The organism is Tropicibacter alexandrii (assembly GCF_003667315.2).
GTDB classification, from domain to species: Bacteria; Pseudomonadota; Alphaproteobacteria; order Rhodobacterales; family Rhodobacteraceae; genus Tropicibacter; species Tropicibacter alexandrii.
Genome location: NZ_RCTZ02000005.1, coordinates 227,392 through 249,872, shown reverse-complemented (window position 1 = coordinate 249,872; position 22,481 = coordinate 227,392). Strand labels below are relative to the sequence as shown.

The window sequence follows — 22,481 nt, the reverse complement described above, 5'->3', positions numbered from 1 at the left end:
ACGCTACAGGCCCCGTGTTAAACTGCGGTAAACACAAGAGATATCGTGCGGGTCAGCCTTCGCGCAGACGGCCCCGCGCGGGGATTTCCTTGAGCAGGCCGCCAACGCCCATGGCGGCAATGTCGCGCGGCGTGACAGGGACGCCGCAGAGCAGCCGTTCCAGCACCCAGTCGGCGCCGTTCAGGGCCGGGGCGCGGGCGCAACCCGGCAGACCAATCACGGGGCGCTCGCCCAGCGTGCCGTAGAACAGCAGGTTGCCGGGATCGACGGGCATGCCATAATACGTGACCTCTCCGCCCGCTTTGCGCACCGCTTCGGGCGCCACATCGTGCAGGTCGGAGGTGGCCGAGCCGGTCAGGATCAGCACGATTTCGGCTGTCGAGGCGCGGATCGCCTTGGTCAGCGGCTCAAGCCGGTGCGGCACGATATTGGGCGCGGCAAGCGCGCATCCCATGCGCGATAGGCGCGCCTCTGTCACGCGATGCCCCTTGTCGGTGAGCTTCTCGTTGTCGTCGACCGTGGTCTGGATCAGTTCGGCCTGCCTGCAGGTGACGGGCCGCAGACGCAACGCCCCCTGCCCCGCAAGACACGCAGCATCGAGCGCAGCCTCGGGCACGGCATAAGAGATGATCTTGACCGTCGCCACCATGCCGCGTGCGTCCATGCGCTGCCATTTCGGCACCGTCGCGACGGTGATCATCGGATGCAGCGCATTGAGCGCGTGGATACGGTCAGCAAGGATCTCCGCGACACCCGGCGCGGTCGCCGTGATGTTGACCCGGCCCGTTGCGGCGCGGCCCAGCTTCAGCCCGGCGCGCGCGGGGTCGGGGACCAGCGCATGGGCCAGACGCTCGGCGGCGGCGTCCTCTGCGATGTCGCCCGGTTCCAGTCGCGCGGCGATCACCTCGGCAAAGCCGGCAGCCTCCAAGGGTCCAAGGTCATCGGGCGTCAGCACCGTGCCCTTTTTCAGCCGTCCATCGGGCAGCGCGACGGAATGCGCCAGCACCGCGCCCACCGCCTGATCCAGAGGAACCGGGCCGAATTTCATGCGCCTTTCCTCAGCACGCGGGTCATTTCCGCAAGGATCGAGACGGCGATTTCCGACGGGCCGGACGCGCCGATATCAAGGCCGATGGGGCCGTGGATGCGGGCAATTTCGTCAGGCGTAAACCCGGCCTCTTCGAGGCGGGTGACGCGCTTGGCATGGGTCCGCGTCGACCCGAGCGCCCCGATATAGAACACGTCCGAGCGCAGCGCGCGCAAGAGCGCCGGGTCGTCGAGTTTCGGGTCATGGGTCAGCAGCACCAGCGCGGTGCCGGGATCGAGGCCCAGCTTGTCGATCGCCTCGTCGGGCCAGTCGTCAAGGATGGTCTCGCCGGGAAAGCGCGCAGCCGATCCGAATGTCTCGCGCGGGTCGATGATCACCGGGTCATAGCCCGCGATCCGCGCCATGGGCAGCAGGGCCTGCGCGATATGCACCGCGCCCACCACGATCAGCCGCAAGGGCGGGTTGTGGATGCAGACAAAGGTGCGCGTCTCTTCCTCGAAGCCGGAGCGGTCCATGCGGAACCGCTGCTGATAGCCGTCGCGGGCAAGGTGGCGCGCGCCGGTGTCCAGATCGACCACATAGGCCACAGCCTGCCGCTTGGCGCGGGCCTCGACCATATCGGCCAGCAGGGTCTCGGGCATCACGGCGCCCACGGGTTCGACGATCACCCGGATCGTGCCGCCACAGGCCAGCCCCACGGCAAAGGCATCCTGATCCGACACCCCGAATTCCAACTCGCGCAGCTCGCCCGCCTCCAGCGCTTCCAAAGCCTCGACGATCACCGCGCCTTCGACGCAGCCGCCGGAAACAGAGCCTTCGATCTCGGCATCGCCCGAAATCGCCAGTTGAGAGCCCACGCGGCGCGGCGCGCTGCCCCATGTCTGCACCACCGTGGCCAGAACCGCGCCCTTGCCCGCGCGGTGCCACTCCAATGCCTTTTCGGGAATCCCGTCTGCGATATCCATATCTCGCCTCCCTTTTGCGCGCACCCTAGCACGCCTGTCGGCGGTGTCTCCCCCGACTTAAGGGCGGGTCACGTCATGGGTATAGAGCCAGTCAAACTGGTGCAGCATCTTGTCCGGCGCCACGCGACCGATCAGGCCAAGACCCAGATGCGCGACGCCGCGGATCAGCGGGTTGCGCAGATGGTATTTCCACGCATTGCCATTGGCCGTCTCGATGGCACGGGACACGCGGGGGCGGCGGCGGGTCTGGTAGTCGTCCAGCCCGGCAGCACCGCTGCGCGCCAGAACATCGCCCAGCACCCACGCATCTTCGAGCGCCATATTCGCCCCCTGCGCCAGAAAGGGCAGCGTCGGATGCGCGCCATCGCCCAGCAGCGCCACGCCCTGCCCGTGCCAGACCTCGGCCACCGGATGGCGGAACAGGCCCCACAAACCCGGGTCGGAGACATGTGCCAGCAGCTCCGGCACCATGCCGCCAAAGCCCGCAAAGGCGCGGCGCAGGTTGGCCGCGTCATCGGTATGGGACCAGCCCTCGTCGACCCAGCCCTTGCGTTCCTCGACCGCGACGATGTTGACGAACTCACCGCCGCGCAGCGGATAGCTGACCATGTGGCGGCCCGGCCCCATATGAACGTGCGCCTCGTTCGGGTGGCCGACGGTGTTGCGCACCACGGCGCGCCATGCCACCTGACCGGTGAAGAACGGGTTGGCCGGGCCGTTCAGCACGGGGCGCAGGACCGAATGCAGGCCATCGGCACCGATGACCAAATCGGCATGGACGCTGTCGCCCGTGCACAGCTGGACCTCGGGGCGCGGGCCCGGCACGACGGAGCGCGCCTTTTGCAAGAGCCGGATCTGCACGCCCGCATCGCGCGCGGCCCCGGCCAGCAGGTCGATCAGGTCGGCGCGGTGCACGAAGCGGTATTCCTGCCCCGTGGCCAGCCCGCTCAGGTCCATGCGCAGCACTTCGCGCCCCGCCCGGTAATCGCGCAAGCTGACCGCCTGCCCCGGCACGGAAATCCGGCGAAAGCCCTGCCCCAGCCCCAGCGCCTCGAGCACGCGCAAGCCGTTGGGCGAAATCTGGATGCCGGCGCCGACCTCGCGGATCGCATCGGCCTGCTCCAGCACGCGCACATCCGCGCCGCGCGCCCGAAGCACCAGCGCCGCCGCCAGACCGCCGATGCCGCCGCCCAGAACGGCAATATTGAGACCATGCAACGCCATGCCGCCCTATGCGCAAAGAAAAACGCCGAAGGCAAGGCCTCCGGCGTTCCTATTTGATGCCAGCGTCGACACTCAGTCGTCGCGATGGACCTTTTCCCGGCGCTCGTGGCGTTCCTGAGCTTCGAGGCTCATGGTCGCGATCGGGCGGGCGTCCAACCGTTTCAGGCTGATCGGCTCGCCGGTCACCTCGCAATACCCGTATTCGCCCTCTTCGATGCGGCGCAGCGCGGCGTCGATCTTGGAGACCAGCTTGCGCTGGCGGTCGCGCGTGCGCAATTCGAGCGCGCGATCGGTCTCTTCGCTGGCGCGGTCGGTCACGTCGGGAATGTTCCGCGTGCCTTCCTGCAGCGTTTCGATCGTGTCGCGGCTGTCGGCAAGAATATCCTGCTTCCAAGCCAGCAACTTCCGACGGAAATATTCCGTCTGACGCTCGTTCATGAAGGGTTCGTCCTCTGCCGGTGTGTAGTCATCGGGCAGGAAGTTCTCAGGTTTCATTTCTGTTCCCTCGTGCTCGCCAATATCCATCATGTCGAAATTCCCTAGATATATGGCACCCCTAAGGGCGGCTCTTAACCCAACGATTACCCCTTGTCACTACACAATCCGGGCTGCGTCGCGGCGATTTCCCGCCATGCGTGAAACGAAATGTGACAAATGGCGCGACGCTGTCCGGTAACGACCTGTGAACGCGCCCTTGGCCACGGATTTCCGGTTCAGACAGGACGCTTGCTGGCTATCACGGCCCGCAGCGGCTGCCTTTAACCTAGATCAAATGTTTCACGCACCCTTGGCGCGGACCGTGCGCCGGTGCGCACAATATCCATATTTTGTCCAGTTTTGTTCTCATGTGCAGAACACCGTTTCGCGCGCGGCCCGCCGCCCCGACCGCCCATCCGGTGCCTGCGCGGCTTGCAATGCACGCGGGGGCGGCTTACCCCTGTGCCGCGACAGACAGGAGAGCATGCATGCGCTTTGACGGCACCGATGACTACGTTTCCACCGACGACCTGACCATGGCCGTGAACGCCGCCGTGACGCTGGAACGTCCGCTGCTGGTCAAGGGCGAGCCGGGCACGGGCAAGACCGAACTGGCGCGGCAGGTGGCCAAGGCGCTTGGCCTGCCGATGATCGAATGGAACATCAAGTCGACGACCAAGGCGCAGCAGGGGTTGTATGAATATGACGCCGTCAGCCGGTTGCGCGACAGCCAGTTGGGTGACGAACGTGTGCATGACGTCAAGAACTACATCCGCAAGGGCAAGCTGTGGCAGGCCTTCGAGGCGGATCACAAGGTCGTCCTGCTGATCGACGAGATCGACAAGGCCGATATCGAATTCCCCAACGACCTGTTGCAGGAACTCGACCGGATGGAATTCCACGTCTACGAGACGGGCGAGACGATCCGCGCGGTCAACCGCCCCATCGTCATCATCACGTCGAACAACGAAAAGGAACTGCCCGACGCCTTCCTGCGGCGGTGCTTCTTCCACTACATCAAGTTTCCCGACCCCGACACCCTGCGCAAGATCGTCGAGGTCCACCACCCCGGCATCAAGGACCAGCTTCTGACCACGGCCCTGACACAGTTCTACGAACTGCGCGAACAGCCGGGGTTGAAGAAGAAGCCGTCGACCTCGGAAGTGCTGGACTGGCTCAAGCTGCTCTTGGCCGAGGACATGGACGCCGAGGACCTCAAGCGTGACGGCGCCAGCGCCTTGCCGAAATTGCACGGCGCTTTGCTGAAGAACGAGCAGGACGTTCACCTGTTCGAGCGGCTCGCCTTCATGGCCCGGCGCGAGCGCTGAGTCACACGTTGCGCGCGGTCAGTTCCTTGCGCAACTGTCGGCGATGCCGCCACGACCGGATCTGCCGGGTCAGCACGTCTTCGCTGTCGAAGGTCAGGTTACCTTCGCTGCCGTGAATCCGATAACGTTTGTAGCCGCCCAGCAGCTTGTGTGCCTGCTGCGCGGCCACGATGACGGTGACCTCGACCTCGGAACAGTCTTCCAACTCGACGCCTTCGCCGAGGCAATGTTCGGCGCGTTGCAGGACGGTGCGGAACCCGCCGACATCGACCGCATCGCCCCCCGCCAAGGGCCCTTGCAAGGTGCGGTCGCGGAAATCCTCGTCATCGACGGGGCTGCGTTCGACCTTGTCCGTGACCGAGGCCGCCATCTGCCGGTCCCCACAGGTCAGGCGCACCTGCATCGCAAGGATGTAGACCGCCTCGCTGCCCATGTTCGATACGATCAACCGCGCGTCACGCCCGTCCTCGGCGGCGCGGCTGATATGGATGACCGCGCGGTTGGCGCGCTGGAAGGACATCCAGAACAGCTGAAGATACGCGCCCCAGACCAACAACATGACCGCGTTGAGCATCACGTTCAGCGCCGGGCCGTTCTGCTGTAGCCAGTCCCACATGACCGTTCTCCCTTCGGTCTTGGAACGCCCGTCACGACGACCCGTTCCGAGCGCGCTTGCGCCGCCCGACCGAGCGTGGTCTCTGGCAACATGCTGACGATCCTGACCCATGACATCCTGCCCGTCTTTTCCATGCTGGCGCTTGGCTTTGTCCTTGGGCGGATGGGCCGCTTCACCCGCGACGAGGCAGCAGCCGTAAACCGCGTGACGTTTCTGGTGTTGCAACCGGCGCTGATCTTTCCCCTGATCCAAGGGCTGGATTTCAGCGCCTTCCGGGCCGAGGCCATCGGCCTGTATGCCCTGTGCCAAGTCGCGACGTTCACCCTGACGCTGGGCCTCGCGCTTGGCGTGCTGAAGCGCGACCTGCCCGAGGCGTGGTTGCTGGCCATGGCGACCGTCTTCGTCAACACGCTGCTGTATATCTGGCCGATCTCGTTCCTGATCTATGGCGAGGCCGCCGCGCTGCCGATCACCGGAATCGTGGCATGGGACAGTTCGGTCACCTTCGGCTTCTTCATCGTGACGACCGGCTTGATCGCCCATCGCGGCGGGCGTCCGGGCGCGTCGCTGGCGCGCGTCGTGCAGAACCCGGTCCTGATCGCCATCGCATTGGGCGGGTTGACCCATGTGCTGCCGATCCCGGTGCCTGAACCGGTCCTGACCGCGATGCATTTCGCAGGTGCTGGCGCCGCGCCGCTGACCTTGTTCGCCCTCGGCGTGATCCTGTCGGGGCACAGCCTCGCCCCCTCGCCCACCATCGCCACCATCGCCGCGGTCAAGCTGATGGTCTTTCCGGCGCTGGTCTGGGCGGTGCTGCATATCGGCCAAAGACCCCCGGAATGGGAGACGCTGCTGGTGCTGGCAGCGGCGGGGCCATCGGGGGCCATGGCCTTTTCGCTGGCCATGCTGCACGGCATCCGCACCGACCAGATCGCCCCCGTCGTGATCTGGACATCGACCCTGTCGCTGATCTCGCTGGCGTGGCTCGCCTGAGGCCTGACGTAGGGCAAAGCGCCGCATTCACGCCACGCTTCGAGGGATTCATCAGGCGTTAATGTTTCCTAACATTGGGTAAACCCAAACAACCTTAAGATATTGTTGCATCTCGGCACCATGCAACATGTTGATTTTTAATAAAAGCTGATCGCTTTTTCCGAGTGCGGGAAAAATCTCGGCGGGCTTTGTTAACAGCTTGTCCAAAAAACTCAGTTATGCCCTATAGTGTCCTAACAGAGGACAGAAAAGCACCGGATGTTCATTCCATCCGAGTAACAACAAGCAGGCAGGCTTCTAACAGTGTCCCAAACGACGGCTCTCTCCGTGCGCGCGCTGCGTGCCGAGGATGAACAGGCATGGCGCAGGCTCTGGACGGGCTATCTGGATTTTTACGAATCCAGCGTGTCGGACGCTGTTTACACCTCGACCTTTGCGCGCCTTCTCGGCGACGACCCGCGCGACTACAACGCGCTGGTGGCCGAGTTGGACGGTCGTGTCGTGGGCCTCACCCATTACCTGTTCCACCGTCACGCCTGGAAAGTCGAAGAGGTCTGCTATCTGCAGGATCTCTACGCCGATCCGGATGTGCGGGGCATGGGTGTGGGCCGGGCGCTGATCGAAGGCGTCTATGCCGCCGCCGACTCGCATGGCGCACCGGCTGTCTACTGGTTGACTCAGGAGTTCAATGACACCGCCCGGCGGCTTTATGACCGGATCGGCGTTCTGACCCCTTTCATCAAGTACCAGAGACCGTGATGCGCAAAGCCAGACGTTACCTCTTGCCGTTCTACCTGCTGCTGGGCGCCTGCATGCCCGTCGGTCAGGGCGACACGCCGACCCGCGCCGCATCTAGCGTGGAAAGCGAGGCATCACTGCCGCCGATGAAATCCTTTTCGGTGCCGCGGCCGCAACCGCCGGTGGCGTCGAATTCCGACATGGCGCGCGATTTCCTGGATCTGGCCTTTACCTTGGAATCGGGGCGTCAATTGCCGGTCTTCACCCGGTTCGAGGGGCCGATCACGGTGCGCGTCACTGGCGAGGCGCCGGTTTCGCTGACGCCCGACCTCAAGCGTCTGTTGCATCGCCTGCGCACAGAGGCCGGCATCCAGATCGATCTGACCGGTGGGGCCAATGCCAATATCACCGTGCAGGCCGTCACCCGCTCCGAAATCCGTGACACGCTGCCCTCTGCGGCCTGTTTCGTGGTGCCCAACGTCTCGTCGCTGGCGGAATACCGCTCTGCCCGCCGCACCAAGAAGGTGTCGTGGTCGCAATTGCGCACCCGCGAACGGCTGGCGATCTTCCTGCCCAACGATTCCTCGCCGCAGGAGGTCCGCGACTGCCTGCACGAGGAACTGGCGCAGGCCATCGGGCCGCTCAACGACCTGTACCGCCTGCCCGACAGCGTGTTCAACGACGACAACGTGCATACGGTGCTGACCGGTCATGACATGACCATCCTGCGTGCCTATTATGATCCGGGCCTGCGCAACGGCATGACCCGCAACGAGGTCGCCGACCGCCTGCCCGCGATCCTTGCGCGGATCAATCCGCGCGGCGTCAATGTCGCGCCGCAGCGCCTGTCCAAGACGCCGAGGATCTGGATCGATGCGGTGCAGACCGCGCTTGGCCCCGGCGCGAACCCCGCGCAGCGCCGCAGCGCCGCAACAGAGGCGCTGAAGGTCGCCTCGGCCCTGGGCTGGACGGACCATCGCCGTGCGTTTTCGCACTACGCCATGGGACGGCTGTTGCAGGCCACCGATCCGCAGGCCGCACAGGACCATTTCGTTCTGGCGCAACGGTTTTTCGGCAAATCGCCGGACACCGCGCTGCACCGGGCCTATGTCGCCTCGCAACTGGCCGCCTATGCGATCTCGGCCGGTCGCGCCAAGGATGCGCTGGCCCTGCTGACCCCGCATCTGGACACCGCGGCGCGGCATGAAAACGCGGCCCTGCTGGCGACCTTGATGATGCTGCGCGCCGAGGCGCTGGAACTTGACGGACGTGTGACCGAGGGGCGCAAGGTGCGTCTGGACAGTCTGGGCTGGGCACGCTACGGGTTCGGCTCGGAATGGGCCGTGCGCGCCAAGCTGCGCGAGATCGGCTCGCTCAACCCCGCCAGACGGAGACGAGGCGCCCTATGATTGTCCTGACCGCTGCCCTGATCGGAGCCCTCCTTGGTGGGTTCAACGCCAAACGTCGCAAGGGCAACGGGTTGGACATCGCGCAATATGCCGCCGTCTACGCGATCGCCTTTGCCCTGCTGGGCCTGTTCGCGACGATCATCCTTGAAAAGACGCTGTGAAATCTTGGGTAGGATGGGTCTTAACCCATCCTACTTTCTTGCACCGGCCTCTTGCGGAACCTAGAACATCCCCATGTTCGTTCCCTTCTTCGAAACCCTCCGCTCCAACGGCGTGCCCGTCTCCTTGCGCGAATATCTCGCCTTTCTCGAAGGCATGAGCGCAGGCCTCGCCACCTATGACGTCGAGGCGTTCTACTTTCTCGCCCGCACGGCCATGGTCAAGGATGAACGCCATCTCGACCGCTTTGACCGGGCCTTTGCCGCCACCTTCAAGGGGCTCGACAGCATCACGCCCGAGCAGGTCCTGAACGCGCTCGACCTGCCCGAGGACTGGCTGCGCAAGATGGCCGAAAAGCACCTGTCCGAGGAAGAAAAGGCGCAGATCGAAGCCATGGGCGGCTTCGACAAGCTGATGGAGACGCTCAAGAAGCGGCTCGAGGAACAGAAAGGCCGCCATCAGGGTGGCTCGAAATGGGTGGGCACCGCGGGCACCTCGCCGTTTGGGGCCTACGGCTACAACCCCGAGGGCGTGCGCATCGGCCAGAACGAAAGCCGCCACAGGCGCGCGGTCAAGGTCTGGGACAAGCGCGAGTTCAAGAACCTCGATGACAGCGTCGAATTGGGCACCCGCAACATCAAGGTCGCACTGAAACGTCTGCGCAAATGGGCGCGCGCGGGGGCGGACGAGGAACTCGATCTGGACGGGACGATCCGCGCCACCGCTCATAACGGCTATCTCGACGTGCAGACCCGGCCGGAACGGCGCAATGCGGTCAAGGTCTTGTTGTTCCTCGACATTGGCGGCTCGATGGATCCGTATGTGAAGCTGGTCGAGGAACTGTTCTCGGCCGCGCGCGCCGAGTTCAAGCATCTCGATCACTATTACTTTCACAACTGCCTGTATGAAGGCGTCTGGAAGGACAACCGCCGCCGCTGGGATCAGCAAACCCCGACTTGGGAGGTGCTGAACACCTATGGCGCGGATTACAAATGCATTTTCGTTGGCGATGCCTCCATGTCGCCCTACGAGATCGCCTATCCCGGCGGTGCCAACGAACACTGGAACAAGGAGGCCGGACAGGTCTGGCTGGAACGGGCCCGTCGGCAATGGTCCAACCACCTTTGGTTGAACCCGGTGCCCGAACAGCACTGGCGCTATACCCAGTCGATTCAGATGATCCGCGAAATCTTCGAGGATCGCATGGTGCCGATGACCTTGGAAGGCATCGACCGGGGCATGCGCATTCTCGGGAATTGAGACGAATCCCACGTTAATCCTTTGAAAAGCTGCGTTACTTTTCCCTGACGCGTTTACCGCTGCGCAAGTCTTTCACCACATCCTGCGGGACGGGTGAAACTTGGAGCGGGTACATGTCTCTGCGGTACAGGATTATCTTTGCGATCATGGTCTGTGCCATGGTCTCGGTTGCGATGGCCACGATCCCGCTGTTTCTGGGCGCGCGCAAGCTGGCCGGCGAGGCGGCTGAACGGTCGCTGACCCAGTTCGAGGCACAGGTGCAGGAAGCCTTGGACAGCCGCGTCAACGCCGCGTTGTCCATGGCGGAAATCGTGGCAGCGATCCCGCGTGTGCAGCGTGCGGTCGAAAAAGCCGATACCAAGGGGCTGCACCGCCTCTTCGTCAAGGATTTCGAGGAATTCGCCCGCAAGACCGGTGTCGTGCATTTCGAATTCCATACGCCCGACGCGGTTTCGATCCTGCCCGTGCACGCCCCCGACCAATACGGCGATGACCTGTCGGGATCACGTCCCCTTGTGGTTGCGGCCAACCGCGACCACGCCTCGATGGCGGGGGTGCAACGCGATGCGGCAGGGCTTGGATTTCGCGGCATCGCGCCGGTCCGGGACGACGGCGAACATCTCGGCACGGTCGAGTTCGGACTGCCGCTGGACGCGGCCTTTCTGACCGAACTCGTCACCGGGACGCACCATGCGATCGAGTTGTACTTCTTGCCCGACGGGACTGCCGATGAGGCGACACGCCTGACCGTTCAATATTCAGGACCGCCTCTGATGGACCGGGGGGCGCTGGACGCGGTGCTGGGCGGCGCCACGCCGATCCGCGCCCTGACCATCGATGGCGCTCCGTTCGGCAGCAAGGGCTTCGTGGTCCGCGACTTCGCCGGTCAGCCGGTCGCCGTGGCCAATGTCATTCTCTCCGAGGCGCGCGCGCAGGCGATTTCCGACAGCATGATCCAGCGGACGGTTCTTGGCGCAGGCGGCGCGCTTGCGCTGAGCATGATCCTCGCGTGGATTTTTGGCCGCAACCTGACGGCCAAACTGCAAGGCCTGATCACGCGCATGAAACGGCTGGCCGAGGGCGAGTTGCGCCTGAACCTGACGGGAATGGACCATGAAAAGGCCGAGATCGGCGAGATGGTCCGTCATCTGCGCGTGTTCCGCGATGGCATAGATGAAACCAACCTCCTGCGCGACGAACAGGGCCGCAGCCAAGCGGCGCAGGCGCATGTGGTCGACGCGCTCGCCCGGGGCCTGCGCAAGCTGTCACATGGCGATCTGGATGCACGGATCGACGGTAGCTTCGAGCCTGCCTACACCCCCCTGATCGACGACTACAATACCGCCGTCGCGCAATTGACCGAGGTGATCGCGGCGATTTCCACGACGGCGCAGGCGGTCACCACCAGCGCCGCCGAAATCAGCCAATCCTCAGAGAACCTCTCGACCCGCACGGAAAACTCCGCCGCCACGCTGGAGCAGACCGCCGCTGCCCTGCAACAGGTGACCACCGCAATCGAGGACAGCAGCACAGGCGCGCGCGCCGCCGATGGCAGCGGGCAGGACGCCATCCGGAAAGCCCGCGCCGGGGCGGATATCGTCGCAGAAACCGTGAAGGCCATGACCGAGATCGACAATTCCGCGGGCGAGATCGCGCGGATCAGCGACATGATCGACGATATCGCGTTCCAGACCAATCTTCTGGCCTTGAATGCCGGGGTCGAGGCCGCGCGGGCTGGCCATGCGGGCAGCGGCTTTGCCGTCGTCGCAACCGAGGTCCGCTCACTCGCGCAGCGCACAACGGAGGCCGCCCGGCAGATTGGCACGCTCATCGCCACCTCGGGCGAGCGGGTCCAACACGGTGTTGCCCTTGTCGGTCAAACCGGCGGCTCCTTGTCGGAAATCCTGCAAGCGGTCGAGGATGTGACCGATCAGATACGGCGCATCGCGGAACTGTCCGCCGAGCAGGCGCAGGGACTGGGCGAGGTCAACGTCGCCGTGCGCCATCTGGATCAGGTGACGCAGGAAAACGCCGGGATGTTCGAGCAGGCCTCGGCGGCCAGTGCCGCCTTGCGTGCAGAAGGGGCCCGGCTGTCCGACTTGGTCGGGCGGTTCCGCTTGCCGGATCACGAGGCAGCGATGCCCGAACACCGCTCCGCAGTCTGAGCGACGCCCGCCCCGTTCGGGCGGGCGCCCATCCCCGGCGTGTCAGAGCACGAAGTCGGAGGTGTCCATGACCAACACGCCGTTCAGGAACACGTCGAAATCAGAATTCCCGTCGCCGTCCACATCGGCCTGCACGATGGTCGCAGCGGCGGTGGTGACGGCGCGCAACTCTCCGGCCGTGCCGCTGAAACCGGAACTGCCGATGAAGGTGAACGCATCATCGCCGGGCGTGCCCGTAATCGCGTCGATGGCCGACAGGTCCATGATGTCGAGCCCGTCCTCGAAATCGCGGATGATGTCGCGCCCGCCAGCACCGACCTGCGATTCCGTCACGTCGGTATAGACGAAGGTATCCGCCGCCCCGTCGCCGGGGAACCCACCCGCGACGAAGTCGCCGCCGATCAGGATGTCGCGCCCGACACCGCCATACAGCGTGTCCTCGCCATCGCCGCCACGCAACTGGTCGTTTTCGATCCCGCCGTCGAGGCTGTCATTCTCGGTGCCGCCCAGCAGCGCATCGCGCCCCGCGCCACCGATCAGGTGGTCCGCGCCAGAGCCGCCGACGATGTTGTCATTGCCGTCCTGCCCGTCCAGCGTATCGTCGCCGCCAAGCCCCAGCAGCGTGTCGGCGCTGTCGCCACCTTCGAGGATGCTGTCGTCGGGACGCCCGGTAAAGCGGTCGGCGTGGTCACCCCCCACGAGGTTTTCGATCCCGGTCAGGATGTCGGTGCCCGCCGCGCCGGTATACTGCGCGGTGCCATCGTTCAGGTTGACGGTGATGTTGCCGCCGAACCCGGTATAATCCGCCGTATCGCTGCCGATTCCGCCATCGATGCTGTCATCGCCATAGCCGCCAATCAACAGGTCATCGCCGCTGCCGCCTTCGAGCGTGTCGGCCGAAAAGCCGCCATTCAGCGTGTCGTTGTCATCGCCGCCTTGCAGCAGATCGTTGCCCAGATCGCCCTGCAGGGAGTCGTTGCCCGCGCCGGAAATCAACGTGTCGCTGCCAGAGCCGCCGATCACCGTGTCGTCACCCAGATCGCTTTGCAACACGTTGCCATTGCCGTCACCGGTGATGGACATGTCGAAGTCGCCTACCAGCTGGACATTCTCAATGTTGAGAAGCGTGTCGAACAGGCTGGGATCGTCCGCCGGATCGTAGAAACGCCCGGCGACCAGATCGACGATTGGCAACCACGACTGCGCCGTGAAATCGGCGGCCAGATCGCGGTAGAACGTGTCCGTCCCGGTGCCACCATCCACCGTGTCGAAGCCGCGACCATCGGTCAGCGTGTCGTCGCCAGCACCGCCATCGATCGAGTCGTTCCCGAACCCACCGTCGATGACATCGTTGTCCGCGCCACCGCTCAGGGTGTCATTGCCCTCGCCGCCAAGGAGCGTGTCGTTGCCCGCCCCGCCGATCACCGTGTCGTCGCCCAGATCGCTTTGCAACACGTTGCCATTGCCGTCACCGGTGATGGACATGTCGAAGTCCCCCACGAGCTGGACATTCTCAATGTTGAGAAGCGTGTCGAACAGGCTGGGATCGTCCGCCGGATCGTAGAAACGCCCGGCGACCAGATCGACGATCGGCAACCACGACTGCGCCGAGAAATCGGCGGCCAGATCGCGATAGAACGTGTCCGTCCCGGTGCCACCATCCACCGTGTCGAAGCCGCGACCATCGGTCAGAGTATCGTCGCCAGCACCACCATCGACCGAGTCATTGCCGGTGCCGCCATTTATGACGTCATTATCCGCGCCACCGCTCAGCGTATCGTCGTCCTCGCCGCCATAGAGCGTGTCATTGCCCACACCGCCGATCAGCGTGTCATTGCCGCCAAGGCCAGAGATCACGTCATTGCCCGCATCGCCATCGATGCTGTCGGGATTGACCGTGCCGAAGAGGTTGTCATCCCCCGTGGTCGGTGTGGTGGACTGGCCCGCATCCATCGCGGCCAATTGCTCGGTCGAAAAGGTGCCGTCGGTCAGGCGGATGAATTCGACGTCGGTCAGCGAAAACACCGCCCCGGACCCGTCACTGTTGGACACGACGACCGTATCGCCGTTCACCGAAAAATTGGTGTTGTCGAGCAGGAAGGTCGAGCTGATGCCACGGATACGCGTGCCTGTATCGTCTTCGACCCAGGTGCGGTGCAGATCGACCTGATCCTGACCGTCACCGCCAAGGAATTCCCAGAAATTCGGCAACTCGTTGAAGCGGACCCGGTCATCGGTGCTGTCGCCTTGGATCAGCACATCGCCGCCCGATTGCGTGCCGAACTCGATCGAAACGCGCTCGATCTCGACCGCCGTGATGGTGTAGTCGACCGTCGCGCTGCCGGTATGGTCGGACCGCCCGACGATCTGGACCTCGCCCGCGCCGCCATGGGTGAAATCGACGAAAAGCGCGTCTGGATTGGTCGGGTCGTAGATCACGACATCGTCGAAATCCCCCCCACCGATCACCAGCGTGCCGTCGTTGTCACCGGTCACGACGATCCAGTCCTCGCCCGCGCCGCCATCCAGCGTGTCGACGCCGCCATTGCCATAGATTTCGTCCGCGCCGGCACCGGCCCCGATGGATTCGTTGGCCGACGTACCGGGAAAGGCGTCGTTCTCGGTGCTGCTGAAATAGCTGATATCATTAACGCTGATCGCCTGCCCTTCGGCAAAGGTCGTGCCAGCCGGAATGTCCCGGACGCCGGTGATGTGGTTGTCGTTGAAGTCCTGGAACTCGGCCAGCGTATTCAAAATCGGCAGAGGATCGCCGTCGAGGAAAAAGACGTATTCGCCGCCGGTCAGGATGTCGATCTGCAAAAGCGTCGTGGTCTTGGGCGTGCCAAAATCGTCCACCCAGCTGAGTTCGACCACATAGGTGTCGTTGTTGGTCGGGTCCAGCGGCGTCGTCGCATCCAAGATCGGGGCGAACAACTGCGTCCCCTGATTGTCGAACTCGACGGTCGTGGGCGATACACCATCCGGGGCGTAGTCATAGGTGTAAGACAGGGTCGAAACACCGTCGACCAGCGTGAAGGAGAAGGTCGCGGGCTGAAACTGCGTAACCGTGTTTCCTGAGCCAAATTCGTAGTAAACCCCGGCCAGCGTATATGTCGTCACGGTTCGATCTCCTTCGTGTTTCGCCTTTCACGCGACCGGGTGATGGTCACGCAACCTGCATACTTCCTTTGCAGGACAACATGTTAAGGGTTAGCGCAGTCGCGCCATCCGAGCAAGTCGCAAGGAAGTGAACTCAGCCGAAGAGCCGTCCTCGGGCGCGCAGGAGCGCAAGGCAGACCGTCGCCAGATACGCGACATCCAGCGCCACCAGCAGGTACCACGGGCGCGAAAAGCTGAGCCCGATCGCGATCACCACCGCGAAGAAGATCACCGCGACCAGCTTGCGCGGCACTTTGACCCCCTTGGGGGACAGCGTCTTGAGCTTGGAAATCATCAGGACCGCGACGAAGGCCATCCAGAGCGAGACAAGCACCGGCGCGCTGCCCGCCTCGAACACGTCGCCCAGCGACAGAAAGACCGGAAGCAGGCCCAGCATGGCGCCCGCCGGGGCGGGCACGCCGACGAAGTGGCGCTTTGGCCCGTCGTTTTCGTCGGCCTGTCCGGACATCACGTTGAACCGCGCCAGCCGCAAGCAGCAAGCCGAGGCAAAGACCAGCGCAAAGATCCAGCCAAGCCCGCCCGCGCCCAGATGCATCTGGTAGATCAGGATCGCCGGGGCGACGCCGAAGCACAGGAAATCCGACAGGGAATCCAGTTGCGCCCCCAGCGCGCTTTCGGCGCCAAGCCTGCGCGCCATCAGCCCGTCCAGCCCGTCGACCAGCGCGGCAAGCAACAGCAGGAACACCGCCGTGCCGAACCGCCCCTCAAGGGTAAAGCGGATGGCGGTCAGGCCAAAGCTCATGCCCATCAGGGTGATCATGTTGGGCACGAGGAAAAGCAGCGAGACGGGCGGCTGGTCGCGGTCGGGCTCGGTCATGGATCAGGCCTCGGCCACGGTGCCGGTCAGGTCGGCGATCACGGTTTCGCCCGCCACCATGGTCTGGCCGATGCGCACCAGCGGCGTCACGCCTTCGGGCAGGTAGACATCGAGGCGAGAGCCGAACCGGATCAGCCCGAACCGCTCGCCCATCGTCAGGTGGTGGCCTTCCTTCGACCAGCACAGGATGCGCCGCGCGACGAGGCCTGCGATCTGCACCACCCCATAGCGGCGGCCATCCTCCAGCACCACGGTCAGGCCGTTGCGCTCGTTATCCTCGGACGCCTTGTCGAGCGAGGCATTCAGGAACTTGCCCTTGCGATAGGCGACGGTTTCGATCGTTCCGGCGGTGGGCAGGCGGTTCACATGGCAATTGAACACCGACATGAAGACCGAGATCCGCATCATCGGCTCGGTCCCCAAGCCCAGCTCGGCAGGCGGCACCGCCGGTTCGAGCAAGGACACGATCCCATCGGCAGGAGAGACCATGACGCCCGGACGCGTGGGCTGGACCCGCTCCGGATCGCGGAAGAAGTAGTAGACCCAAACCGTGAGGCCCAGACCGATCCAGCCCAGCGGCTCCCAGATCACGAAAAGCACCAGCGCGATGGCACCAGCGATGGCGACGAACTTGCGCCCCTCGGGATGCATCGGCTTGACGAAGGTGGAAAGCATGGAAACGGACATGGGACCTCGTGTCTTCTGGGTCATCCCCTCGTAGACAAACGCGCGGGGGATGCAAATCAAACCTGTATCAGCGGCAGTGGCGATCAGGCAAAGATCGCGCCGCCATGCTCTTGCATGTAGATGCGCAACCAAGGCGTGTAGCGGTCGGGATGGCTGACCAGATCGTCGCGCAGGGCATCGCGGGTCATCCAGCGCGTCTCCATCACCTCGGCGGGATCGGGGGCCAGCGGCAGGTCGCGCGCGGTCTCGACGGTGAACACGTCGACCAGTTCGTGCTCGATCAGCCCGCCGCCCACATCGGCGCGGTATTCCAGCTGCTTGCGGAACTCCGGCCCCTGCCCCTCGAGTCCCAGCTCTTGGGCAAGGCGCCGGATCGCGCAGTCGCGCGGCGCCTCGTCCCACAGAGGGTGCGTGCAGCAGGCATTCGCCCATAGCCCGGGCGTGTGGTATTTCCCCAGCGCCCGGCGCTGCAACAAGACCTCGTCACCGGACAGCACAAAGACCGACACGGCCTTGTGGCGCAGCCCCAGTTGATGGGCCCGAAGCTTGTCGAAAGGGGTCAGCACCCCGTCGACCCATGCGGGGATCATATCAGGATCGGGACCGGCCCGACCTGTGCGCGAGTCAGAAAGCGACATCCGGACATCCCGTCGTAAAGCGATTGGCGCGGCGTAGCACAGCGCGACCGGAAATCAAAGCGCAGAGCGCCCCGCGCTCACCGGTCGTCCGAGGCCGCGGTCAGCAACTGCGCCTCGTCCTGCAACATCTTGCGCAGATCGGCCAGCGTCACGGGCTTGGCAAGGTATTTGCCGACTTGGATATCGCGCGCCTGCCCGATCAGCCGCGCGGCCAGCGCATTGGACATGGAGCCCCCCGTGACGAACCGGAACCGCAGCAGATGGCCGGGATCGGCCAGCGTGCGGATCACCTCGATGCCATCGACCTCGGGCATGTTGATGTCACACAGCACGAGCGCCGGTTCATCGAGATCCGACAGCAGCGCCAGCAATTCGCGGCCATTGCTGCACAATGCGACATTCCACCCTTCGCGGCGCGCAACTTCGGCGCACATCCGGCCGAATTCGACATTGTCGTCGGCAATGAAAAGTTTCATGCCTTCTCCCATCATGTCCGCGAGGGACCGCCTGAATGTTGACCCGAACGCCTCAGGCGACGCATCCGGATCGGTCCGGGCAGCGGTAGACCACCGAGCGGCGGGGCTCAAGTCGATTTCCCGCCGCCATCGGCCAGATCGCGCTGCAAGTGCGAAAGACCACCGAGCCCGGGCGCGGGCGATGGGTAGACAAGCGGCAATCCACGCACGTATCCGTCGAAGGTAGAATGCTCGCGCCGCAGTTCAATGGTCGCTTGACGCCGTTGAGCATCTTCGCGATCAAACAGACCTGCACGCGGCCCAAATCCGGACGCCGCTTGCCTTGGCGCGCAACTCGGCTCAGGAAGGGCGCATGGCTTTCTGTTTCATTCACACCTCCGACCTGCACATCGGACGCAAGTTCGCGAATATCCCGCAGCCGGCCGATGGCAATATCCGCGGTCGCCTGATGGAGGCCCGCCACGCGGTGCTGGGCAAGCTGGCGCAGGCCGCGCGCAGCAACGGGGCCGCGCATGTGGTGCTGGCCGGGGACACGTTCGACACGGCGACGCCCTCGGCCTCGGTGGTGCGGCAGGCGCTGGCCGCCATGGGCGAGGCCGCCGACGTGACATGGTGGCTGTTGCCCGGCAACCACGACAACCTGCGCGACGCAGAGCCGCTATGGGACATGATCGCGCGCGACGCTCCGTCAAACTTGCACCTGCTGACGGACCCCCAACCGCGGGCGATGGCTGCCGGCGCGATGCTCTTGCCCTGCCCCGTGGCCTATCGCGCGGCGGCTAGCGATCCGACGGATATCCTGCGCGAGATGCAGACGCCGGACGGCATGCTGCGCATCGGGCTGGCGCATGGCGGGGTCACCGACTTCACCGATTCGGGCGATGCCATCGCCCCCGACCGCGATCAAAGCGCGCGGCTCGACTATCTCGCCTTGGGCGACTGGCATGGACGGCTGGCGGTCTCTGAGCGGGTGCACTATTGCGGCAGCCCCGAACAGGATCGGTTCAAGCATGGCCGCAGGGGTGTCTGCCTGCTGGTCAGCCTCGAGGCCCCCGGTGTCCCGCCGCGCATCGACGAGATCGAGACCGGCAGCTTTCACTGGACGGATATCCCCCTCGCGCTGACCGCCAGACAGGATGCGGCAGCCGCCCTGCGCGCCGCCCTGCCCGCCTCGGGGCGGCGCGATGTGCTGGTGCGGGTCACCGCGTCAGGCTGGCTTGGCCTGCCGGAACAGGCCGCCCTGCGCGAGACCGCCGCCCGCGAGGCCCCGGATTTCGCCCATTTCGAACTGGTCACCGACGCGCTTGGCACGCTGTACGATGCCGCCGATCTCGACGAGATCGACCGAGGCGGTGCCCTGCGCATGGCTGCGAACGACCTCTTGGCCGAGGCGCAGTCCGGGGACCTGTCGCAGGCCGACCGGGACATCGCGGGCGATGCGCTTGCCCGGCTGCACGCCTATATCCGGGAGGCATCGGAATGAAGATCCGAGGCATCACCTTGCGCAACGTGCGCCGCTTTACCGGCACCGCCCGCGTCGAGGGTATCGGCGACGGGCTCAACGTCCTGTCGGAACCCAACGAACACGGCAAGTCGACGCTGTTCGATGCGATTCAGGCGCTGTTCTTCAAGCCCCACGGATCGAAGGACAAGGACATCGCGGCGCTGCGTCCCCATGCCGGGGGCGCGCCCGAGGTCGCCGTGGATGTCGAGACCCCCGATGGCGTGTTCCGGGTAACGAAACGCTGGTTGCAAAAGCCGCTTGCCACGGTGCATCGCGGCGATGTGCTCGTGGCGCAGTCGGACGCGGCCGAGGCGTGGATTGCCGACCTGCTCGGCACGGGCACCGGCGGGCCATCTGGTCTGATCTGGGTACGGCAGGGCGTGACCGACTTGTCCGGCGGCTCGACGAAGGAAAAGCAGGCCGCGCTCGAGGCGCGCCGCGACCTGATGACCGCCGTGGGCCACGAGGTCGAGGCGATGACCGGCGGGCGGCGCATGGACATGGCGCTGGCCCGCTGCCGGGCCGAGCTGGGCGAGCTGGCGACCGGGACCGGTCGCCCCAAGGCCAACGGCCCGTGGAAGGCCGCACAGGATGCGGTCGAGGCCCTGCAGGCCGAACATAACGAGCTGTACGCCACGGCCCGGGACCTGCACGCCGCCTTGGCCGAGCGCAAGCGCGCCCGTCGCGCGCTGGGCGATCTCGATACGCCCGAGGCGGTGCAGGCCCGCAAGGATGGTCTCGACCGGGCGCGTGCCGCCCATGCCGCCGCGCTGCGCCATGCAGACCTGCTTGAAACCGAGGCGCGCAAGGTGGCCATGGCCCGCCTTACGGTCGACAGCACGACCCGACGCCTGACCGAACTGCGGGCCGCCACCGCCGAATTCGAAACCGCCTCGGGCTCGGTTGCCAAGGCCGAGATCGAGGTCGCACAGAGCCGCGCCCGCCACGATGCGGCGCTTGGGCAGCGCGACGCCGCGCAGACCGCCTTGGCCGAGGCCGAAACCGCGCTGGAGCAGGCCGACACGCTCCGCCTTGCGGCGGCCAAGGCACAAGCCGCCCGCGATGGGGCCTCGCGGCGGGCCGATCTCGAAACCCGCATTGCGCAGGCAGACGCCACCCGGCGCGACATGGAAACCGCCGCCGCGGCAGCCCGCACCGGCCCGGATGCCACCGCCCTGCGGCAGATCGAAGACATGGCCAGCGCGCTGAACGCCGCGCGCGCGGCACGGGATGCGACCGCCACGCAGGTGATCGTTCACTACGCGCCGGGTCAGGCGGGTCAGGTGCGCGCCGGAGAGGATGTGCTGCGCGACGGCGAGCCGCTTGCGCTGACCCGCGCCACGCGTCTGACGCTGGGCGGGCTTGGGAGCTTGGACCTGCGCCCCGGCGACGCGCAGCCCACTGACCAAAAGGTGGACACGGCGCGCGCCCGGCTGCGCGAGGCACTGGCGCGGCTTGGTGCCGACAGCGTCGAGGCTGCCCGCGACATGGCCGCTGCCCGCAACGCAGCCGAGCGCCGCATGAGCGAGGCCCGCGCCGTGTTGGCCAGCCTTGCCCCTGACGGGATCGAAGCGCTGCGTACGGCGCTCGAAGCCATTCCCGTGGCGCAGGATCAACCCGACCTGCCAAGCCTCGCCGACGCCGAGGCGCTGCAATCCGAGGCGCGGGGCCGCCGGGACGCCGCGCGCATCGCCCGTGACAGCGCCAATGACAGCCTTGCCGAAGCCCGCGATGCCGCCACGCGCGCAGACACCGCGCTTGGCCAGTTGCGCGACCGGCTGGCGCGCGCCAAGGACAGCCTTGCCAAATGCGGCGACGCCACTGAACCCGCCCTGATGGACGAACTGGACCAACACACCCGGCATTTGGAAACCGCCGAGGCTGCCTATGCCGACAAGCTGCGCGATGCGCCCGACCTTGCCGCGACCGCAGCCGCGCTGGCCCGCGCCGAGTCGGTCGATAACCGCGCCCGCGAAGAAATCGCCGATCTCAGGCAGATGCTTGCCCGGCTCGAGGAACGCATCGACCGCTCGGCTGGCGACGCGGTCGAGGAGCGGTTGGCCGACACCGCTGAGCGCCTCGCCGCCGCGCGCGCCGACCTTGCCCGGATCGAGCACGAGGTCGCCGTTCTGCGGCGCCTCGAACAGGCGCTGGAACTGGCGCGAAACGCCGCCCGTGATCGCTATTTCGCGCCGATTGCACAGGAATTGCGTCCGCTCTTGCAGTTGCTTTGGCCCGGCGCAGACCTGACATGGGGCGAAGAGACCCTCTTGCCCGACACGCTGATCCGCGATGGGCGTCCCGAGCCGATCGACATCCTGTCTGGCGGCACGCAGGAACAGGTTGCGCTGCTCGTGCGACTGGCCTTTGCGCGCATGCTGGCGACCAGCGGCCGGGTCGCGCCGGTGATCCTCGACGACGCGCTGGTCTACACCGATGACGACCGCATCGAACGCATGTTCGACGCGCTGCACCGGCAGGCGGGCAATCAGCAGATCATCGTGCTCAGCTGCCGCCAGCGCGCCTTTCGCGATCTGGGCGGCCATGCCTTGCGGCTTGTCGACCTGCCGGATAGCGGCGCATGACGATGCGGCGATGCACCCCTTCGGGAGGCTGGTGAAAGTTTTTCCCGGATCGGGCCGAAAAGTCGGCGCGCGGCTCTGGACGGCGCTTTTCCGAGCGGCTATAGACCGCGTCATGTTCCGGCGTAGCTCAGCGGTAGAGCAGTTGACTGTTAATCAATTGGTCGTAGGTTCGATCCCTACCGCCGGAGCCAAAGACTTCAAGGGCTTAGCGT

At 65.3% G+C, this 22,481-nt stretch carries 19 protein-coding genes and 1 tRNA gene; 10 read left to right on the top strand and 10 right to left on the bottom strand.

The genetic code is table 11. The features are described 5' to 3' along the window. Positions 1-52: 52 nt before the first annotated feature. The 4 genes from D8Z78_RS08965 to dksA form a co-directional block, all read right to left on the bottom strand. The gene (locus tag D8Z78_RS08965; protein ID WP_121629647.1) at positions 53-1,048 is read right to left on the bottom strand and encodes a molybdopterin-binding protein; all 996 of its coding nucleotides are present in this window, start codon (positions 1,046-1,048) and stop codon (positions 53-55) included. Beyond that, on the bottom strand, positions 1,045-2,013 hold the full coding sequence (locus tag D8Z78_RS08960; protein WP_121629648.1) for an XdhC family protein: 969 nt from the start codon (positions 2,011-2,013) through the stop codon (positions 1,045-1,047). Before D8Z78_RS08960 ends, D8Z78_RS08965 begins: the two co-directional genes overlap by 4 nt. Before the next feature lie 57 nt (positions 2,014-2,070). Next, positions 2,071-3,237, bottom strand: coding sequence for an FAD-dependent monooxygenase (locus D8Z78_RS08955; protein WP_121629649.1), 1,167 nt, complete (start codon positions 3,235-3,237; stop codon positions 2,071-2,073). Between the two features lie 72 nt (positions 3,238-3,309). Beyond that, on the bottom strand, positions 3,310-3,732 hold the full coding sequence (gene dksA, locus D8Z78_RS08950) for an RNA polymerase-binding protein DksA (RefSeq protein ID WP_121629862.1): 423 nt from the start codon (positions 3,730-3,732) through the stop codon (positions 3,310-3,312). Between the two features lie 470 nt (positions 3,733-4,202). Here dksA and D8Z78_RS08945 point away from each other — a divergent pair, with 470 nt between their 5' ends. Then, positions 4,203-5,042 carry an AAA family ATPase gene (locus D8Z78_RS08945; protein WP_121629650.1) on the top strand — a complete coding sequence of 280 codons (840 nt, stop codon included), beginning with the start codon at positions 4,203-4,205 and terminating at the stop codon, positions 5,040-5,042. A gap of 1 nt (position 5,043) precedes the next feature. On the opposite strand, the gene D8Z78_RS08940 is transcribed toward D8Z78_RS08945, so the two are convergent. Then, positions 5,044-5,658, bottom strand: coding sequence for a hypothetical protein (locus tag D8Z78_RS08940; protein WP_121629651.1), 615 nt, complete (start codon positions 5,656-5,658; stop codon positions 5,044-5,046). A gap of 90 nt (positions 5,659-5,748) precedes the next feature. On the opposite strand from D8Z78_RS08940, the gene D8Z78_RS08935 reads away from it, so the two are divergent. From D8Z78_RS08935 to D8Z78_RS08910, 6 genes are all read left to right on the top strand, one after another. Then, complete coding sequence (locus D8Z78_RS08935) at positions 5,749-6,651, top strand: AEC family transporter (RefSeq protein WP_121629652.1); 903 nt, start codon at positions 5,749-5,751, stop codon at positions 6,649-6,651. Positions 6,652-6,954: 303 nt separating this feature from the next. Next, entirely contained in the window at positions 6,955-7,410 is a 456-nt protein-coding gene (locus D8Z78_RS08930; protein WP_121629653.1) for a GNAT family N-acetyltransferase, read from the top strand. Continuing rightward, positions 7,410-8,798, top strand: a complete 1,389-nt coding sequence (locus tag D8Z78_RS08925; RefSeq protein ID WP_121629654.1) for a DUF2927 domain-containing protein — start codon at positions 7,410-7,412, stop codon at positions 8,796-8,798. Before D8Z78_RS08930 ends, D8Z78_RS08925 begins: the two co-directional genes overlap by 1 nt. Continuing rightward, positions 8,795-8,959: an apolipoprotein acyltransferase gene (locus D8Z78_RS08920; RefSeq protein ID WP_121629655.1), complete on the top strand. Its 165-nt coding sequence runs from the start codon at positions 8,795-8,797 to the stop codon at positions 8,957-8,959. Before D8Z78_RS08925 ends, D8Z78_RS08920 begins: the two co-directional genes overlap by 4 nt. 73 nt (positions 8,960-9,032) lie before the next feature. Further along, positions 9,033-10,217 (top strand): vWA domain-containing protein, encoded by a 1,185-nt coding sequence (locus D8Z78_RS08915; protein WP_121629656.1) that lies wholly within the window; start codon positions 9,033-9,035, stop codon positions 10,215-10,217. Between the two features lie 113 nt (positions 10,218-10,330). Then, positions 10,331-12,382, top strand: a complete 2,052-nt coding sequence (locus D8Z78_RS08910) for a methyl-accepting chemotaxis protein (RefSeq protein WP_121629657.1) — start codon at positions 10,331-10,333, stop codon at positions 12,380-12,382. 42 nt (positions 12,383-12,424) lie between these two features. Here D8Z78_RS08910 and D8Z78_RS08905 read toward each other — a convergent pair whose 3' ends face one another. From D8Z78_RS08905 to D8Z78_RS08885, 5 genes are all read right to left on the bottom strand, one after another. After that, positions 12,425-15,502 (bottom strand): calcium-binding protein, encoded by a 3,078-nt coding sequence (locus tag D8Z78_RS08905; RefSeq protein ID WP_121629658.1) that lies wholly within the window; start codon positions 15,500-15,502, stop codon positions 12,425-12,427. A gap of 133 nt (positions 15,503-15,635) precedes the next feature. Then, on the bottom strand, positions 15,636-16,379 hold the full coding sequence (pssA, locus tag D8Z78_RS08900; protein ID WP_121629659.1) for a CDP-diacylglycerol--serine O-phosphatidyltransferase: 744 nt from the start codon (positions 16,377-16,379) through the stop codon (positions 15,636-15,638). A 3-nt stretch (positions 16,380-16,382) separates the two neighbouring features. Next, positions 16,383-17,066: a phosphatidylserine decarboxylase gene (locus tag D8Z78_RS08895; protein WP_121629660.1), complete on the bottom strand. Its 684-nt coding sequence runs from the start codon at positions 17,064-17,066 to the stop codon at positions 16,383-16,385. A gap of 83 nt (positions 17,067-17,149) precedes the next feature. Then, on the bottom strand, positions 17,150-17,704 hold the full coding sequence (idi, locus tag D8Z78_RS08890) for an isopentenyl-diphosphate delta-isomerase (RefSeq protein WP_121629661.1): 555 nt from the start codon (positions 17,702-17,704) through the stop codon (positions 17,150-17,152). 77 nt (positions 17,705-17,781) lie between these two features. Continuing rightward, positions 17,782-18,180: a response regulator gene (locus D8Z78_RS08885; protein WP_164932926.1), complete on the bottom strand. Its 399-nt coding sequence runs from the start codon at positions 18,178-18,180 to the stop codon at positions 17,782-17,784. A 352-nt stretch (positions 18,181-18,532) separates the two neighbouring features. Between D8Z78_RS08885 and D8Z78_RS08880 the strand changes: the two genes are divergently transcribed. The 3 genes from D8Z78_RS08880 to D8Z78_RS08870 all read left to right on the top strand — a co-directional run bounded on the left by D8Z78_RS08880 (position 18,533) and on the right by D8Z78_RS08870 (position 22,460). Beyond that, the gene (locus D8Z78_RS08880; protein WP_121629663.1) at positions 18,533-19,663 is read left to right on the top strand and encodes a metallophosphoesterase family protein; all 1,131 of its coding nucleotides are present in this window, start codon (positions 18,533-18,535) and stop codon (positions 19,661-19,663) included. After that, on the top strand, positions 19,660-22,269 hold the full coding sequence (locus tag D8Z78_RS08875) for an AAA family ATPase (RefSeq protein ID WP_121629664.1): 2,610 nt from the start codon (positions 19,660-19,662) through the stop codon (positions 22,267-22,269). The genes D8Z78_RS08880 and D8Z78_RS08875 overlap by 4 nt, the downstream gene beginning before the upstream one ends. A gap of 116 nt (positions 22,270-22,385) precedes the next feature. Further along, a tRNA-Asn gene (locus D8Z78_RS08870) sits at positions 22,386-22,460 on the top strand. The last annotated feature ends 21 nt before the right edge of the window (positions 22,461-22,481 follow it).